Origin of the sequence: Rhizobium sp. AAP116, assembly GCF_001295785.1 — a bacterium.
Lineage (GTDB): Bacteria > Pseudomonadota > Alphaproteobacteria > Rhizobiales > Rhizobiaceae > Allorhizobium.
This window is the reverse complement of record NZ_LJIB01000004.1, coordinates 256,413-274,275: the sequence shown is the minus strand read 5'-3', so window position 1 is coordinate 274,275 and position 17,863 is coordinate 256,413. Positions and strand designations below refer to the sequence as shown.

Below are 17,863 nucleotides of genomic sequence, written 5' to 3'. Positions count from 1 at the left end.
TCACTCCGCAGCCACGGGGGCCGGTTGAGGTTTCACGCCGGTATCAGCCGCATCCTTGTCGGCTGCATCCCGATATTCCTTCCGGCGTGCGAGATACTGCTGCACCGTGCCAACGATGCCCTTAGGCAGGAAGAGCGTGACGAAGATGAAGAGACCGCCGAGTGCAAACAGCCAGAGGTCGGGGAACGCGCCTGTGAAATAGCTCTTGCCGACATTGACGAGGATCGCCCCGATGATCGGCCCGATCAGCGTGCCGCGCCCGCCGACAGCCGCCCAGACCACGACTTCGATCGAGTTGGCCGGATCGAATTCACCGGGATTGATGATGCCGACCTGCGGCACGAAGAGCGCACCGGCAATGCCCGCCATCATCGCCGAGACGACGAAGGTGAAGAGCTTGATGTTCTCGACCCGGTAACCAAGGAAGCGCACGCGGCTTTCCGCATCGCGCACGCCGACCAGCACCTTGCCGAACTTAGAACGGGTGATGCCGGACGCAATCACCAGGCAGAGCGCCAGGAAGATCGCCGAGAGCGCAAAGAGCACCGCACGCGTTCCGTCCGCCTGGACGGAGAAACCGAGGATTTCCTTGTAGTCGGTGAGGCCGTTATTGCCGCCAAAGCCCATGTCGTTGCGGAAGAAAGCAAGCATCAACGCATAGGTCATCGCCTGGGTGATGATCGAGAGATAGACGCCGTTGACGCGGGAGCGGAAGGCAAACCAGCCGAAGAAGAAGGCGAGCAGACCGGGCACGATCAGCACCATGGCCATGGCGACCGGGAACATGTCCATGCCGTGCCAGAACCACGGCAGCTCCTTCCAGTTCAGGAAGACCATGAAGTCGGGTAGGATAGGGTCGCCATAGACGCCACGGGAGCCGATCTGGCGCATCAGATACATGCCCATGGCATAGCCGCCGAGCGCGAAGAAGGCGCCGTGGCCAAGCGAGAGAATGCCGCAATAGCCCCAGACGAGATCGAGCGCCAGCGCCAGCAGCGCGTAGCAGAGATACTTGCCGAGCAACGACATGACATAGGTCGGCACATGCAACGGGCTGTCGGGTGGTGTGAGCAGGTTGAGCGCTGGAATAAGCAGTGCGAAGGCGACGAGGATGCCGGCGGCAATGAGGATCTTGCCTTCGAGTGCGCGTAAGATGAAGCCGGTAATCATGCTTCCACCGCCCTTCCCTTGAGCGCAAAGAGGCCGCGCGGTCGTTTCTGAATGAAGAGGATGATCAGCACGAGCACGAGGATCTTGCCGAGCACCGCACCAACCGAAGGTTCGAGGAACTTGTTGAGAATGCCGAGCGACAAGGCGCCAACCAGCGTGCCCCAGAGATTGCCCACACCGCCGAAGACCACGACCATGAAGCTGTCGATGATATAGGCCTGGCCGAGGTTCGGTGAGACGTTGTCGATCTGGCTGAGCGCCACACCGGCAATCCCAGCAATGCCCGATCCGAGCGCGAAGGTGAAGGCATCGACCCAGGGTGTCCGAATGCCCATGGAAGACGCCATGCGGCGGTTCTGGGTGACGGCGCGCATCTGCAGGCCGAAGGCGGACTTCTTCATCAGCGCGAGCAGCGCGAAAAAGATGGTGAGCGAAAACAGCACGATCCAGAGACGGTTCCAGGTGATCGTCATGCCCCCCAGCGCAAACGAGCCGGACATCCAGGACGGGTTGCCCACTTCCTGGTTGGTCGGGCCAAAGATCGTGCGCACGGTCTGCTGGAGGATCAGCGAAATGCCCCAGGTGGCAAGCAAGGTCTCCAGCGGCCGACCGTAGAGGAAACGGATGACGCCACGCTCGATGATGAGACCAATGACCGCCGTCATCAGGAAGGCGACGGGCAGCGCAATGGCGAGAGACCAGTCGAAGAGACCGGGATAACTGGTTCGGATCACCTGCTGCACCACGAAGGTGGAATAGGCGCCGATCATCACCATCTCGCCATGCGCCATGTTGATGATGCCCATGACGCCAAAGGTGATCGCAAGGCCAATCGCCGCGAGCAGCAGCACCGATCCGAGCGAGATGCCGTACCAGACACTCTCGGCGGTATCCCACAGGATCAACTCGCCTTCGATCTTCGAGACGGCGGCGTCGAGATCCGGCCGCAAGCTCTCATCAATGGTGCCGGATACGGAGAGCAGGATGCTCTTGGCCGGTCTGCCGCCGATCGATGCGACAGCCTCGATCGCGCCTCGCTTCTCCTCGATCGAGCGGTCAGACGCCAGAATGGACACGGCACGGGCCTGCTCCATGCGCGCCTTGACCTCGGCATCGGTTTCCTTGGCAAGCGCTGTCTCGACGAGCTCCAGGTTTTCGGCACTCGGAGACTGCAGCACCGCCTGGGCGGCAGAAAGACGGACATTCCTGTCCGGGCTGAGCAGCGTCAGTCCGCCCAGGGCGGAACGGATGGCGCGGCGGAGATTGTTGTTGACCCTCACCTTGGTGAAGGCGCCCTTGGGCTCCTCGCCGACAGTCTCGCCCGTCAACGGATCGATGGCCGCCAGATTGCTGCCGGCAGCCTTGGTGATGAAGACCTGATTGTCCGACTTGCGAACGAAGAGTTCGCCCTCTGCAAAGGCTTCGAGCGCAGGAACGACGCGCGGATCGCCTGTCGCGGCGATCTGCCCCAGAAGCGCTTCGGCCTCTTTAAAGCTGGCTTTTCCAAGAGCGTTGATGAGATCCTTGGGATCGCTCTGCGCAAAGGAGGGCGCGGCGAAGGAAAGGAATAGAAAGGAGAGTGTGATGAAACGGATAAGCATTCTGTTGTCCCCCGGTTGGCGGGGCGGCGGAGCCTGAAAAGCCCCTCATCCGCCTGCCGGCACCTTCTCCCCGTGAACGGGGAGAAGGGGTAGCCCGCATAAAGCCGGTTCGAAAACACCCTCCCCTTGAGGGGGAGGGTCGAACCGAAGGTTCGGGGTGGGGTGACGCTGTGCACGAGATCACCCCCACCCATCGCTAGGCGATGACCTCCCCGTCAGGGGAGGTCGGGATCGGCCAATCAGCTGCCTTTGCCGCCGCACTTGCCGGTGGCAACGTTGAAGTTGCCGCATTCCATCGGCTTGCGCCAATCGGCGATCAGGTCCTTGGAATCAGGCAGATAATCGGACCACTCGTCACCGACGACGGCAGGCGTTTCCTGGACGACTTCAAACTGGCCGTCGGCCTGGATTTCGCCGATCAGCACCGGCTTGGTGATGTGGTGGTTCGGCATGACGGTCGAGTAGCCGCCGGTCAGGTTCGGAACGGCAACGCCGATGATCGAGTCGAGAACGGCATCGGTTTCGGTCGTGCCGGCAGCTTCGACGGCCTTAACCCAGGCGTTGAAGCCGATATAGGCAGCTTCCATCGGGTCGTTGGTCACGCGCTTTTCGTTGCCGGTAAAGGCATGCCAGGTCTTGATGAACTCGGCATTGGCCGGGGTGTCGACGGACTGGAAGTAGTTCCAGGCGGCAAGGTGACCGACGAGCGGTGCGGTATCGAGACCGGCGAGTTCTTCTTCACCGACCGAGAAGGCGACGACCGGGATGTCTTCGGCCTTGATGCCCTGGTTGCCCAGTTCCTTGTAGAACGGCACGTTGGCGTCACCGTTGATGGTCGAAACGACGGCGGTCTTCTTGCCGGCCGAACCGAACTTCTTGATGTCGGAGACGATGGTCTGCCAGTCGGAATGACCGAACGGCGTGTAGTTGATCATGATGTCTTCTTCGGCAACGCCCTTGGACATCAGATAGGCTTTGAGGATCTTGTTGGTCGTCTGCGGATAGACGTAGTCGGTGCCGGCGAGAACCCAACGCTCGACGCCTTCGTTCTCGGCCAGGTAGTCAACGGCCGGGATCGCCTGCTGGTTCGGAGCAGCACCTGTGTAGAAGATGTTGCGCGAGGATTCTTCACCCTCGTACTGGACCGGGTAGAAGAGGATCGAGTTCAGCTCTTCGAAAACAGGGAGAACGGACTTGCGCGACGACGAGGTCCAGCAACCGAAGACGGCCGCAACCTTGTCCTTTTCAATCAGCTCGCGCGCCTTTTCGGCAAACAGCGGCCAGTCAGACGCCGGGTCGACAACGACGGCTTCGATCTTCTTGCCGAGAATGCCACCCTTCTTGTTCTGCTCTTCGACGAGCATCAGCATGGCGTCTTTCAGCGTCGTTTCCGAAATCGCCATCGTGCCGGACAGCGAGTGCAGAACGCCGATCTTGATCGTGTCTTCCTGGGCGAATGCGCCGTGGAAGGCCGTCGTCGACAGCATGGCGCCGAGAAGCGCGCCTGTCAGTTTCATCTTCATGGACATTGTTGTGATCCCCTCTTCTTGGTCGCAACCGGTCGGTTAATGAGTGTTAACCGTTGCTGAAGGGGACTATCCGATGCCGCAGTGCAAAACCGTATACGTCGTTTGACGTAGGTCGGGGGGTAAAAGAGGGAACACGTATGGCGGACCGATCGCAGCCTTACAAGTTCAGGGTTGTACAGATCAGAAAGCCATCGATATAGAAGGACGTATCTAGAAAGGACTGCAATGGATTTCCCGCTCCGTCGAACGGCTCTCAAAGAGGCGACTGCCGACGCTCATGCGGCGCTCGATAGTCTCGTCGGCAGTTTCCGGACTCTTGATGACTACAAGTGTTACCTGGCCGGCATCGCAGCCTTCCGCATGCCGGTCGAAGCCTGGCTCTCCGAGGCAGAACTGCCTTTGGACCTCAAGGGCTACGAGCCCCACCGTGTCCATGCGGAACTGGAGGCCGATCTTTCCGACCTGAACACTCGCCCGCCGACTGACCAGCCGGCGTTCACGCCGCCAGAAGGCGACGGCATCGTCGGATTGCTTTATGTCCTGGAAGGATCGGCGCTCGGTGCCCGCCTCCTCGCCAAGCGCGCGGAAGCACTCGGCTTGTCGGCCGATTTCGGCGCACGACATCTTTTTTCACAAGCACGGAACTTTTCCAGCTGGCGTGCGTTGACCGAGCATATGGAGAACGTGCGTGTATACGACAACCGAGCCGCTGCGAGTTGGGCAAACACCGCTTTCGACTATGCCCGTAGTGCCTTCGAAAGCGCCCTGAATGCAGAACGTTCCATCCGTAGACCTCACCAATTGTGATCGCGAACCCATCCACATCCCCGGCTCGATCCAGCCGCACGGATGTCTCCTCGCCTGCGACCCCGGCATAAGTTCGATCCGGCTTTATTCGGCGAATGCTCCGGAAATGCTGGGCGCCGAGGGCCCGATGGACGGGCTCTGGATCGCCGACCTGCTCGGCGAGGACGTGATCCACGATATCCGCAACGCCGTGGCCGCGGCTCCCGAAGCGAGCCGCCCGGCCGTGATCGCCCATCTCCAGCTTCCGACGGGGCAGCACTTCGATGTCGCAGTCCATCGCCAGAAGCAGGGCGCCATCCTCGAATTCGAGCCCTCGTTTCGGCGCACCCAGCCGCTGCAGCTCGCCCGTGAAATGATCGGCCGAGTAAAGGATATCAACGATATCGATCTGCTGATCACCTCGTCCGCAAAGCTGGTTCGCACTGTGCTCGGCTACGATCGCGTCATGGTCTACCGCTTCGAGGAAGATGGATCGGGCAAGGTCGCGAGCGAGGCCAGGCGCCACGATCTGGAGAGTTTTCTCGGCCAGTATTTTCCGGCGACCGATATCCCGCGCCAGGCGCGCATCCTCTACATGCAAAACCCGATCCGCGTCATTTCGGATGCGCGAGGTCTGCGCGTCGATCTGCTGCCGCAAGCTGAAGAACGGGCCGCGCCGCTCGATCTTTCCTTCGCCCACCTGCGCAGCGTCTCGCCGATCCATTGTGAATATCTGCGCAACATGGGCGTTTCGGCCTCCATGTCGATCTCGATTATCGTCGACGGCAAGCTCTGGGGCCTGATCGCCTGCCATCACTATGCGCCCAAGACCCTGACCATGTCCGAGCGCATCGCGGCAGAAATGTTCGGCGAGTTCTTCTCGCTGCATCTCCTGGCGCTGAAGCAGAAACGCAAGCTGGATATCTCCAACGAGGCGCGGCGCTCGCTGGACCGTTTTCTCCAGGCGGCATCGCATCGCTCCGATCTCGACGACATCCTGACCGCCGCCCTGCCCGAGTTCCAGACGCTGTTCGCCTGTGACGGCGTCGGACTTCTGATGAATGGCCGCTGGACGGCCATCGGTAGCACGCTGCCGCTGGGCGCCGAGGAGGACTTTACCCGCTTCATCACCGAGGCGGCAGATGGCCGGATCTGGTCGACAAAGGCGCTTTCTGAGGACTATCCGCCGGCCGAAGCCTTCTTCGAAGACGTTTCCGGCGTCATGGCCGTTCCCCTCTCGCATTTGCCGCGCGACTACATCTTCTTCTTCCGCAAGGAACGCCTGCAGACGCTGAACTGGGCGGGCAATCCGGACAAGTCCTATGAGACTGGCCCGCTCGGCGATCGCCTGACCCCACGCAAGAGCTTTGCCCTTTGGAAGGAAACGGTTCAGCGCCAGGCGGCGCCTTGGCGCGACAGCGATTTCGAGATTGCGGAAGCGATCCGTTCGGCGACCGTCGAGATCGTCCTGCGTCACAACGAGCTGATGCAAGAGGAACGCAGCAAGTCAGACGTGCGCCAGCGCATGCTGAACGAGGAGCTGAACCACCGGGTCAAGAACATCCTGGCCGTGATCAAGTCGCTGGTGGCGGCGCCCTCGCAGGATGAGCTGCCGATCCAGGACTATATCGGCTCGCTGCGCGGGCGGATCCATGCGCTATCTCATGCCCATGACCAGCTGACGCGGGGTGGTGGTGGCGGCACGCTGAAAGACCTGCTGCAGGCAGAGCTTCTGCCCTATCGCGCTGGTCGTAGCGTGATCGAGGTGAACGGCCCCTCCGTCACGCTCGACGCCCGGGCCCATGCCGTGGCAGCACTGGTGATCCACGAGATGTGCACGAATGCTGCAAAGTACGGCGCCCTTTCGCGTGACGGTGGCGCACTCGCCATTTACTGGGAGGAAACCGGGGACGGCGACTGCCGACTGCATTGGCGCGAAAGCGGCGGACCGACCATTGGCCCCATCGGTCGCAAGGGCTTTGGCTCAGCCCTCATCGAGCGTAGCATTCCCTACGACCTCGGCGGGACGAGCCGGGTCGATTATCGCCCCGAGGGACTGGATGCAGAGTTCCGGCTGCCAGGCCGATTTCTGAGCTGGGAGGCTGAAACCGTGAGCGAAGAACCAAATCCGCATGTCGAGGCCGAAGTGGCCGATCATCCGACCAGCATCGCCGGAATACCGGTCCTACTGGTTGAGGATCAGGTCTTGATCGCCATGGATGCGGAAATGATGCTCGCCGATGCCGGCATCGACGATGTCGTGACCGCGAGCTCGAGCAGCGATGCCTTGAACCGCCTCAAGAGTTTCGCCCCCGCGATCGCGATCCTCGACATCAACCTCGGCAGCGACACCTCGGTGCCCGTCGCCCTGGAGCTGATACGTCGGGGCATCCCCTTTGTCTTCGCCACCGGTTACGACGATCGCTCTTCGGTTCCCGAGGAATTGCTGTCCGTACCCGTCGTGCGTAAGCCCTATGATGCCGACGCCCTCGTGAAAGCACTCTCCGACAGGCTGGCCGCCCAGGTTCCGGCAGAGTGATCCGCTGAAACTGTCGCAACCCCTGCGTTGCTACGGTTGCCAGGCCGGCCCGAAGCCAATACGTTCTCATTATGTTCCGACATAAGGGAGGCGACCGTGGAGGCTCTGGAAAGTTTCATCATTGAAGCCAAGGCCGTGACCTATGTCAGCGGTAAGGTCCCTGCCCCCTCGGCAAGCCGGACTGGCGCCAAGGACATTTCCTATGAGCGCGGACGCTTTCGTTATCTCGACAGCCATTTTGGCGGAACGGACTTTCTCGGCCAGGAGGTGGTCTGGCAGGACGAGATCCCGGTCTGGGCAATGAACTATTATGGTCGCATCCTCGATGCCGAGCGTTTCGACGGCGGGCGGGCGGGCACTGTCATCAAGCAGGCTCTGACGGCGCTTTATCAGGAAAAGCGTTTTCTCGGCGGCTTCACCTACCTGCACCCGCTCGGAGAATATGTCGACCAGTCGGTCGGAGACTACCGCAGCTTCCTCGGTGTCGAGCGTATCCGCATGGGTGAGTGCGTGGTCTATCAACTCGACTATCAGGGCGGCCTCATCAAGCCCTGACGGGCCTTGCTATTCTGGACAATCGCGTGAAAATGCCTAAAGGAAAGCCACTCACAACAAGGCGCTAGAATTTAGGCATGGCCGCACGCCAACGCATCATCCCCGTTCGCCGCGAATACAATCGCTGGGTTGCGAACCAGACGCTGGAAGACTATGCGCTGCGCTTTACGGCAAAGAGCGCCCGCAAATTCTCCTCCAGTCGCATCTCGCAAACGGCAATCGGCGCGATCAGTTTTCTGGCACTGGAGGCCATCGGCGGCACGATCACGATCGCCTATGGAACCACCAACGCCTTCTTCGCCATCATCGTCGCCGCGATCCTGATGCTGCTCGTCGGCATACCGATCAGTCGCTACGCAATCCGCCACGGGGTCGACATCGACCTTCTGACCCGCGGCGCCGGCTTCGGCTATATCGGATCGACCATCACCTCGCTGATCTATGCAGCCTTCACCTTCATGCTCTTTGCCATCGAGGCTTCGATCATGACCAAGGCGCTAGAACTCGCCTTCGGCATTCCGCTCTGGCTCGGCTACATCATCTCCGCCGTGGCCGTACTGCCGCTGGTGACCTACGGCATCCGGATGATCTCGAAGTTCCAGCTGATCACCCAGCCCTTCTGGATCGTGCTGAACATCCTGCCCTTCATCTTCATAGCTTTTCTCGACTGGGAAAAGATCGACCTGTGGCTGGCTTTCGCCGGTGTCGGCCACTCCAACGCCCATCTGGGCGAGACCGCCCCCTTCAATCTCCTTGAATTCGGTGCCGCTTCCGCCGTCATTCTGGCGCTGATGCCGCAGATCGGCGAACAGGTCGACTTCCTGCGCTTCCTGCCGCCGGAAGGCGCCCGCAAGCTGCACCATCGCGTCGGCATCTTTCTCGCCGGCTCCGGCTGGGTCGTGCTCGGTGTGCCCAAGCTGCTGGCAGGCTCCTTCCTCGCCGTCCTGACCCTCTCGACCGGCGTGCCGATCAGCGAGGCCGCCGATCCCGCCCATATGTATGTCGCGGCCTTCGGCTACATGATCCCGAACGAGACGGCAGCCATGCTGCTGATGGCGGGTTTCGTCGTCATCTCTCAGCTCAAGATAAACGTGATGAACGCCTATGCAGGCTCGCTCGCCTGGTCGAACTTCTTCTCGCGCCTGACCCACAGCCATCCGGGGCGCGTCGTCTGGCTGGTCTTCAACGTCGCGATCGCCCTGCTGTTGATGGAGCTCGGCATCTACGGCCTGCTCGAAGAAACGCTCGGCATCTTCTCGATCATTGCCATGAGCTGGCTCTGCGCCATTTCAGCCGATCTCTTCGTCAACAAGAAGCTCGGCTTGTCCCCGCCCGGCATCGAGTTCAAGCGCGCCCACCTCTACGACATCAATCCCGTCGGCTGCGGCACCATGGCGCTCTCTGCCGGATTGGCGCTCGCCGCCCATTTCGGCGCCTTCGGCTCGACCATGGCTTCGCTGTCGACCTATGTGACGCTGGTCGCCTTTGTGATCTCCCCGCGGATCGCCTGGGCAACCGACGGCAAGTTCTACCTGGCCCGCAAGCCGCGCTACAGCTGGAAGAACCAGACCGGCATCACCTGTTCGATCTGTGAGCATCCGTTCGAGCCGGAGGACATGGCCTGGTGCCCCGCCTATGCAGCCCCGATCTGCTCGCTCTGCTGCACGCTCGACAGCCGCTGTCACGACATGTGCAAGCCGCATGCGAAGATCAATGCACAGGCCGCGACAGTTGCCCGCGCACTTCTACCGGAAGCGGTGATCGAGACCTTCTCCACACGTCTCGGCCGATACGCGCTGACCGCCATGATCTCGATTTCCGTCATCGGCATCATCCTTGCGGTCATCGCCCATCAGGTGAATGCCGCGACCCCCGCCATGACCGACGTGGTCAACCGCGCGGTCACCGTCGTCTTCTTCATCTTCGCCATCATCGCCGGTATCGTCTCCTGGTTCTATGTGCTTGCCCATGACAGCCGTGTCGTGGCGGAAGAGGAATCCTCCCGCCAAAACACGCTGCTGCTCAAGGAAATCGCCGCGCATCGGAAGACGGACGCCGCGCTGCAGAATGCCAAAGAGACCGCGGAAGCGGCGAACCGCGCGAAGAGCCGTTATGTCGTCGGCCTTTCCCACGAGCTTCGGACGCCCCTCAATGCGGTGCTCGGCTATGCCCAGATCCTCGAGCGCGACGAGACGATCCCCGTGCCGCGCCAGTCGGCGATCAAGGTCATCCGTCGCTCCGCCGACCATCTGTCCGGCCTGATCGACGGCCTCCTCGATATCTCGAAGATCGAGGCTGGCCGCCTGCAGGTCTTCTCCAACGAGGTCAATATTCAGGATTTCCTCGACCAGCTCATCGACATGTTTGCGCCGCAGGCTGCCGCCAAAGGCATTCTCTTCGAGCACCAGCGCTCGCGCGCCCTGCCGCTCTATGTGCGCACCGACGAGCGGCGCCTGCGCCAGATCCTTGTCAATCTGCTGTCGAACGCCATCAAGTTCACCGAGGAAGGCACGATCCGCTTTAGCGTCGATTATCGCAGCCAGGTGGCGACGTTTACCGTCAGTGACACCGGTCGTGGCATCTCGGAAAAGGACCTCAACCGCATCTACGAACCCTTCCAGCGCGGCGAGGCCGACAACATCCGTCCGCAACCGGGCCTCGGCCTTGGCCTTACCATCACCAAGCTCCTGACCAACACGCTTGGCGGCGAGATCTCGGTCACCAGCGAGCGCGACAAGGGCTCGACCTTCAAGGTGCGCCTGATGCTGTCGGCCATCGACCGTCCGAATACGGCACCTGCACCGGAGCGCAAGATCGTCTCCTATACCGGCCCGCGCCGCACGATCGTCGTCGTCGACGACAACGAGGACCACCGCGAACTGATGCGTGAGGTGCTCGCCCCGCTCGACTTCGTCGTCCTGACGGCAGGTGGCGGGCCCGAATGCCTGACCCTCATCGAAGGCGTGAAGGCCGACCTTTTCCTTGTCGACATCTCGATGCCGGGCATGAATGGCTGGCAACTCGTTGAAAAGCTGCGTGACGTAGGCCAGAAGGCACCGATCCTGATGCTCTCGGCCAATGTCGGCGATGCGCCGGCCCCCGGCGGTGATGGCCATGACGACGCGATCACGAAGCCCGTCGACATCACCCGTCTGCGTGACAAGCTCGCTCGCTTTCTCGGCCTCGACTGGATCTATGCAGACGACCCGCGTCTGCTTCAGCCGGGAGTGCCGTCGGAGCGGCCGGTCTCACCGGGGGCGATGCATATCGAGGAGTTGATCAGCCTCTGCGATATCGGCTATGTCCGCGGCATCGAGGCAAAGCTTGCCGAACTCGGCGGGCTGGGGAACACCACGGCCTTCGTCGACGCGGCCCGCGCCTATCTGCAGGCCTTCGACCTCGCCGGCCTGCGCAGTTTCCTGACCTCATTCGAAACCGGCAGGGAGCCGATCCATGGCTGAGGCGAACCGCCGCGATATCGTGCTTCTGGTGGACGACAGTCCCGATGCGCTCGGCTTCCTCACCGAAGCGCTGGAAGCATCGGGCTATTCCGTCCTGATCGCCACTTCGGGCCATGGCGCGCTCTCGATCGTTGCCCGCATCAGCCCCGACCTCATTTTGCTGGACGCGGTCATGCCCGGAATGGACGGCTTCGAGACCTGCCGCACCTTGAAGGCCGATCCGGTGGTCGCCCAGGTCCCGGTCATCTTCATGACCGGGCTCACAGAGACCGAACATGTGGTGAAAGCACTCGAATCGGGTGGCGTGGACTACCTCACCAAGCCGATCAACATCGACGAGCTGCGCGCCCGCATCCGGGTACACCTCTCGAACGCCCGCTCGGCCCAGAGCGCCCGCGTCGCGCTCGACGCTGCCGGGCGCCATCTGCTCGCCATCAGGGGTGACGGTCAGGTCCACTGGACCACGCCGCAGGCCAACCGTCTGATCGAGACGGCGATCGGTCATGCCGAGGGCATCGGCGATGTGGCTAAGGCCGCTGCCGAATGGCTAAGCCATCGGCGCACCGGAACGCCACAGCGGGCCGAAACGAGTTTTGCCTTTCCCGGCGCGACCGGCCTGCCGCTGACGCTGTCATTGCTCGGCACGATCGGCGCCGACGAATATCTCTTCCGCCTGACCTCGGCGAACCGTCAGAGCGAAGACGAAATGCTGCGCGAAAGCTTCGGCCTGACCCATCGCGAAAGCGAGGTCCTGCTCTGGATCGCCAAGGGCAAGGCCAACCGCGACATCGGCGAAATCCTCGGCCTGTCCTCGCGCACGGTGAACAAGCACCTTGAGCAGATCTATTCGAAGCTCGGGGTGGAGAACCGTGCATCTGCCGCCGTGAAGGCGGCCAACGTTTTGCGCGAGGGATGACCAGGCAATCGCGTCCCCCCCTCTTTTCCCTTGAGAGGAACCGGATGGAAAACGCCGTCGTGATCTCAGGCTGTTCGGGTGGCGGCAAGTCGACGCTGATTGCCGAACTCTCCAGGCGTGGCTTTGCAGTCGTGCCCGAACCGGGCCGCCGCATCGTCGCCGAGGAACTGGCAGGCGATGGCAAGTCCCTGCCTTGGGTCAGCCTTGAGAATTTCGCGCGCAGAGCAATCGACGTGGGCCGCCGCGATCGCGAAGAGGCCCACACGTTGAAATCCCGCTGGGTCTTCTTCGACAGAAGCCTGGTAGACGCCTATGCCGCCCTCGCAGATGCGACCGGAGACATCAGCGTAACGGACAGCCTGCTCCGCCGGGACAGATACCATCCCACCGTATTCCTGACACCGCCCTGGCCCGAGATATACCGCGAGGACGCCGAACGACAGCATGATTTCGAAGCGGCTGTCACCGAGTTCGAGCGATTGGCAACGATCTATCCTGCGCTCGGCTATTCATTGGTTCTTCTCCCGAAGGCCCCGGTCGAAGACCGCGCTGACTTCCTTCTGGCCAAACTCTCAGGCAACTAACATCACGAACTGCAAACGCAGAAAGCCCGGCGCGAGGCCGGGCTTTCCGTCGGTCCGATGAAGGATCGAATTAGTTCTGGAAGTACGAGTACTTGCCGTCCTCGCCCTTCTTCCAGGTGTACATGACGTAGTCCGGGCGGGTAATGTCACCCTTGGCGTCGAAGCCGAGTTCGCCGATGACGGTCGTGTACGGGCCCTTTTCCTTCAGAGCCGTCGCAACGGTTTCCGGATCGTTGGAAGCGGCAGCCTTGGCAGCTTCTGCGATGACCTGCAGGGCAGCGTAGGAGTACAGCGTGTAAGCTTCCGGCTCGAAGCCAGCGTCGCGGAACTTCTTCACGGCGTCAGCTGCATTCGGGTTCATGCGCGGATCCGGCGGGAAGGTCATGAGCGTGCCGTCGACTGCGTCACCGGCGATCGAAGCAAGTTCGTTCGAGGTGATGCCGTCGCCAGACATCAGGGTCGCGTTCAGGCCCTGGCTGTCCATCTGACGCATGATCAGGCCAGCTTCCGTGTGCAGACCGCCGAAGTAGACGACGGTGACGCCGGCTTCCTTCATCTTGGCGATGAGCGCCGAGTAATCCTTTTCGCCGGCAGTGATGCCTTCGTAGATCACTTCGGTAACGCCGAGCTCGTTCATCGCCTTCTTGGTTTCGTCGGCGAGACCCTGGCCGTAAGGCGTCTTGTCGTGAACGACGGCAACCTTGCCGTCCTTGAAGTTGTCGGCGATGTACTTGCCGGCAACAGCGCCCTGCTGGTCGTCACGGCCGCAGGTACGGAAGGTGTTCCACAGGCCGCGCTCGGTGAAGTTCGGGTTGGTGGAAGCCGGCGTGATCTGCAGGATGCCGTTTTCGGCATAGACTTCAGAAGCCGGGATCGAAACGCCCGAGTTGAAGTGACCGACGACGAACTTCACGCCGTCAGCAACGAACTTGTTGGCAACCGAAACGCCCTGCTTGGCGTCCGAGACGTCGTCGCCGAGAACCACCTTGATCATTTCGCCGTTGATGCCACCGGCGGCATTGATGTCGGCAGCAGCCTGCTCGGCACCCTTCTGCAGCTGTGCACCGAATGCAGCGTTCGGGCCGGTCAGCGGGCCGGCAACGCCGACCAGGATTTCGGCATAGGCGTTGCCGCTGAAGGCAACCATGGCCGTCAGCGCAACTGCCGAAAGAAGAGACTTCTTCATATTGTTACTCCCAAGTTTTTTGTGCGGGTTTAGGATAAAAACCCTGCGCAATACCCGCTGTGACTGCGCCGGAAAACTGTTCCACTCTTTTGTATCTGGCCGAGGCCTTGTTATATGCCAGGCCGTAGCCTTCTGTCGCCAATCTGCGACAGAAAACAACGGCTTGTCAATCTTTGTTCTTCCACGAGAAATACGAAGTTCTCTCGTAGAGCCAGTAGTAGTTGTCGACCATCTGCGTGGTGCGGCGTGCCTGGAAACCAGCTGCAGCAAACGCCATCAGGATTACGACGTCGACGATGTAATAGAAGGGGCTCAGGAACGGTCCGGCAAACAGCGAGTAGTGCAGGAAACGCATGGCAAAACCCAGCCCCAGCACATAGACGAGAACCGTGCCGTAGCCGTCCCAGCCTTCCGCTGCGGCCTTGCCCGTGCGCCAGGCGGTCCAGAAGCCGAGGAGCAGAACGAGGAAACGCAGCACGAGACGGACTGTCGTGTCGCTTTCGAAAAACAAACCTTGCATGTCAAATACTCCCCGCGCTCAGTGATGGCCGCCTTCGAGATAGGCCGCGCGTACCGACGGATCGGCCAGCAGTTCCTTACCCGTACCACTCATCGTCACCTTGCCATTGACCATGACATAGGCACGGTCGGAAAGCTTCAGTGCGGCGAAAGCGTTCTGCTCAACGAGGAAGACCGTCAGGCCTTCTTCCTTGTTGAGCCGCTTGATCTGCTCGAAGATGCCCTTGACGATCAGCGGTGCGAGACCGAGCGACGGCTCGTCGAGGAGAAGCAGCTTCGGACGCGACATCAGCGCGCGACCGATCGACAGCATCTGCTGCTCGCCACCCGAGAGCGTGCCGCCGCGCTGGCTCTGACGTTCCTTCAGACGAGGGAACATGGTGAACACCTTCTCCACGTCCTCCTTGAAGTATTTCAGGTTGTCGAGGCCTGCGCCCATCTGCAGGTTCTCGAGCACGGTCATGCGCGGAAAGATACGACGGCCTTCCGGCGACTGGGCAATGCGACGACGGGCAATCAGGTGCGTCGGCATTTCGGTGATGTCTTCGCCATCGAAGACCACCCGACCGGTACGTGCCTGGGGGCTGCCGCAGATGGTCATCATCAGCGTCGACTTGCCGGCACCATTGGCACCGATCAGCGACACGATCTCACCCTTGTGCACTTCGACATCGACGCCCGCGAGCGCGCGGATGTTGCCGTAATAGGTTTCGACGCCGGAAACTTTGAGTAGCGGTTCAGAGGACATCAGTGCTCTCCTCCCGCCACGGCTTCGACTTCGTGGATCGCTTCTTCCAATTCTTCATCCTCGACACCCAGGTAGGCCGCGATGACCTTCGGGTCGTTCTTGACGTGATCAGGTGTGCCGTCGGAGATCTTCTGGCCGTATTCCAGGACGACGACGTGATCGGAAATCTCCATGACGACTGACATGTCGTGCTCGATCAGGAGCAGCGAGGTGCCTTCATCGCGGATAGCGCGCAACAGCGTGTTGAGCGCCAGAGATTCCTTCGGGTTGAGACCGGCAGCCGGCTCGTCCAGGCACAGAAGCTCCGGACCCGTGCACATGGCGCGGCAGATCTCCAGACGACGCTGGGCGCCGTAGGGAAGATCTCCGGCCGGATCATCGGCACGCGCGATCAGGTCCGCTTTCTCGAGCCAGTAGCGCGCCTTCTCGATCGATTCGGACTCGGCCTTCTTGTAGGCCGGCAGGCCGAGCAGGCCGAGCACGGTGTAACCGGATGCCTTCATCAGCGCATTGTGCTGCGCCACCAGAAGGTTTTCGAGAACCGTCAGACCGGAGAACAAACGGATGTTCTGGAACGTCCGCGCCACCTTTGCCTTCTTGGGGATTTCGAAGTCTGGCAGCCGCTCGAGGAGATGGCGGTCACCGGATTTCTGGATCAGGGTGATCATGCCCATGGTCGGCCGATAGAAGCCGGTGATGCAGTTGAAGACCGTGGTCTTGCCGGCACCGTTCGGCCCGATCAGCGCGGTGATTTCGCCGCGCTTGGCTTCGAAGGACAGGTCGTTGATGGCCATGAGGCCACCAAAGCGCATCGAGAGATGCTCGACTTTAAGGATCGTATCATTGCTCATTGTCGTGTTCCCGGAGGCCATCAGCCGTGACCCTCCTTGGTAAAGCTGCCCGAGACGGCCTTGCGTTCCTTGAGGAAGGCCGTCGGCTCTCTGCTGCCGACGAAACCGCGCGGCTTGAACAGCATGACGATGACCATGGCGAGGCCGAAGAGGATCATGCGGTACAGTTCCGGAGTGAATTCGGGGCCGAAGATGACCTTGAGGAACTCCATCTCACGCAACGCTTCAGTGCCGCCGATCATGACGATCGCCGCAACCGCGATCCCCGTCAGCGACCCCATGCCGCCGAGCACGACGATGGCTAGGATGACGGCGGATTCGAGGAAGACGAAGCTTTCCGGCGAAACGAAGCCCTGACGTGCAGCGAAGAAGGAGCCAGCAAAGCCGCCGAACATCGCACCGATCGCGAAAGCCGTAAGCTTGGTCGTGACGGTGTTGATGCCGAGCGAGCGGCAGGCGATCTCGTCTTCACGCAGTGCTTCCCACGCACGGCCGATCGGCATGCGGCGAAGCTTGATCGTGACGTAAGCCGTCAGGCAGCAGAGCGCCAGGATCACGTAGAACAAGTAGATCTTGTAATAGGCTGATGACATCGGCAGGTCGAAAGTCTTGGCGAAACCGCCGGCCGAGGCATCGAAAGGCATGCCGAACAGCGTCGCCTTCGGAATGCTGGAGATACCGAATGTACCCTTGGTAACGTCCTGCCAGTTGATCAGCACCAGTCGGATGATTTCCCCGAAGGCGAGCGTCACGATGGCTAGATAGTCGCCTCGGAGACGCAGCACCGGGAAGCCCAGGATGATACCCCAGAAGGCGGCCAGGATACCGGCGAGCGGCAGAAGCAGCCAGAAGGACAAGCCGAAATTCTGGGCAAGCAGTGCGTAGGAATAGGCACCGACTGCATAGAAGGCGACGTAACCCAGGTCGAGCAGGCCGGCGAGACCGACGACGATGTTGAGCCCCCAGGCGAGCATGACGTAGATCAGGATCTGGATGCCGAAGTTATCGACATACTTGAGAGAACCCTGAACCCCGGTCAGCGCAACGATGACCGGCGGGTAGAGGATCAGCGCAAGCAGCGCGATCTTCAGGAAATGCGTCTTGAAGAATGACGGCTGGGCGTCGATCTCATGCACGGGAACGGAAGCGGACTTCTTTTCCCGGCGGGCCGCGAACCATGGCGCGATGAACGCCACCATGGCGAAGCGGCCGACTGCGGCGATCAGCACGAACACTGCGAGAAGGCCGGGACGCGTGTACCAGATCAGCTCGTTCGCCATATTCTGATCGGTCTTGATGCCGATGTAGAGGCTGAACAGACCAAGTGCGATGATACCGGCGAACAGGCCTTCCTTGATGGCGCGCGCCAGTGTGCCGGACGACGCGGCACCATTTACGTTTTCAGAAGTAGTCATGGG

At 61.2% G+C, this 17,863-nt stretch carries 14 protein-coding genes; 6 read left to right on the top strand and 8 right to left on the bottom strand.

Annotated features, from left to right (window positions below; all coding sequences use genetic code 11):
- From urtC to urtA, 3 genes are all read right to left on the bottom strand, one after another.
- Positions 1-1,170, bottom strand: coding sequence for an urea ABC transporter permease subunit UrtC (gene urtC / locus IP85_RS04010; RefSeq protein WP_054148365.1), 1,170 nt, complete (start codon positions 1,168-1,170; stop codon positions 1-3).
- Positions 1,167-2,771: an urea ABC transporter permease subunit UrtB gene (gene urtB / locus IP85_RS04005; RefSeq protein ID WP_054148364.1), complete on the bottom strand. Its 1,605-nt coding sequence runs from the start codon at positions 2,769-2,771 to the stop codon at positions 1,167-1,169. Before urtB ends, urtC begins: the two co-directional genes overlap by 4 nt.
- Before the next feature lie 239 nt (positions 2,772-3,010).
- Entirely contained in the window at positions 3,011-4,300 is a 1,290-nt protein-coding gene (gene urtA, locus IP85_RS04000) for an urea ABC transporter substrate-binding protein (RefSeq protein WP_054148363.1), read from the bottom strand.
- A 225-nt stretch (positions 4,301-4,525) separates the two neighbouring features.
- Between urtA and IP85_RS03995 the strand changes: the two genes are divergently transcribed.
- The 6 genes from IP85_RS03995 (at position 4,526) to IP85_RS03970 (ending at position 13,141) form a co-directional block, all read left to right on the top strand.
- A complete protein-coding gene (locus IP85_RS03995) occupies positions 4,526-5,107 on the top strand; it encodes a biliverdin-producing heme oxygenase (protein WP_054148362.1) in 582 nt (193 codons plus the stop codon).
- On the top strand, positions 5,070-7,625 hold the full coding sequence (locus IP85_RS03990) for an HWE histidine kinase domain-containing protein (RefSeq protein ID WP_054148361.1): 2,556 nt from the start codon (positions 5,070-5,072) through the stop codon (positions 7,623-7,625). The genes IP85_RS03995 and IP85_RS03990 overlap by 38 nt, the downstream gene beginning before the upstream one ends.
- A gap of 105 nt (positions 7,626-7,730) precedes the next feature.
- On the top strand, positions 7,731-8,180 hold the full coding sequence (locus tag IP85_RS03985; protein WP_082347583.1) for a DUF5680 domain-containing protein: 450 nt from the start codon (positions 7,731-7,733) through the stop codon (positions 8,178-8,180).
- A gap of 77 nt (positions 8,181-8,257) precedes the next feature.
- The gene (locus IP85_RS03980; RefSeq protein WP_054148359.1) at positions 8,258-11,641 is read left to right on the top strand and encodes an ATP-binding protein; all 3,384 of its coding nucleotides are present in this window, start codon (positions 8,258-8,260) and stop codon (positions 11,639-11,641) included.
- Positions 11,634-12,557, top strand: a complete 924-nt coding sequence (locus IP85_RS03975) for a response regulator transcription factor (RefSeq protein WP_054148358.1) — start codon at positions 11,634-11,636, stop codon at positions 12,555-12,557. The genes IP85_RS03980 and IP85_RS03975 overlap by 8 nt, the downstream gene beginning before the upstream one ends.
- Positions 12,558-12,601: 44 nt before the next feature.
- Complete coding sequence (locus IP85_RS03970; RefSeq protein ID WP_054148357.1) at positions 12,602-13,141, top strand: AAA family ATPase; 540 nt, start codon at positions 12,602-12,604, stop codon at positions 13,139-13,141.
- A gap of 70 nt (positions 13,142-13,211) precedes the next feature.
- Here IP85_RS03970 and IP85_RS03965 read toward each other — a convergent pair whose 3' ends face one another.
- From IP85_RS03965 to livM, 5 genes are all read right to left on the bottom strand, one after another.
- Positions 13,212-14,327 (bottom strand): branched-chain amino acid ABC transporter substrate-binding protein, encoded by a 1,116-nt coding sequence (locus tag IP85_RS03965; RefSeq protein ID WP_054148356.1) that lies wholly within the window; start codon positions 14,325-14,327, stop codon positions 13,212-13,214.
- A 166-nt stretch (positions 14,328-14,493) separates the two neighbouring features.
- Positions 14,494-14,847 carry a DUF6867 family protein gene (locus tag IP85_RS03960; protein WP_054148355.1) on the bottom strand — a complete coding sequence of 118 codons (354 nt, stop codon included), beginning with the start codon at positions 14,845-14,847 and terminating at the stop codon, positions 14,494-14,496.
- Between the two features lie 18 nt (positions 14,848-14,865).
- The gene (locus IP85_RS03955; protein ID WP_054148354.1) at positions 14,866-15,594 is read right to left on the bottom strand and encodes an ABC transporter ATP-binding protein; all 729 of its coding nucleotides are present in this window, start codon (positions 15,592-15,594) and stop codon (positions 14,866-14,868) included.
- Positions 15,594-16,466, bottom strand: a complete 873-nt coding sequence (locus IP85_RS03950; protein WP_054148353.1) for an ABC transporter ATP-binding protein — start codon at positions 16,464-16,466, stop codon at positions 15,594-15,596. Before IP85_RS03950 ends, IP85_RS03955 begins: the two co-directional genes overlap by 1 nt.
- Positions 16,466-17,860: a high-affinity branched-chain amino acid ABC transporter permease LivM gene (livM, locus tag IP85_RS03945; protein ID WP_054148352.1), complete on the bottom strand. Its 1,395-nt coding sequence runs from the start codon at positions 17,858-17,860 to the stop codon at positions 16,466-16,468. The genes IP85_RS03950 and livM overlap by 1 nt, the downstream gene beginning before the upstream one ends.
- Positions 17,861-17,863: the final 3 nt, after the last annotated feature.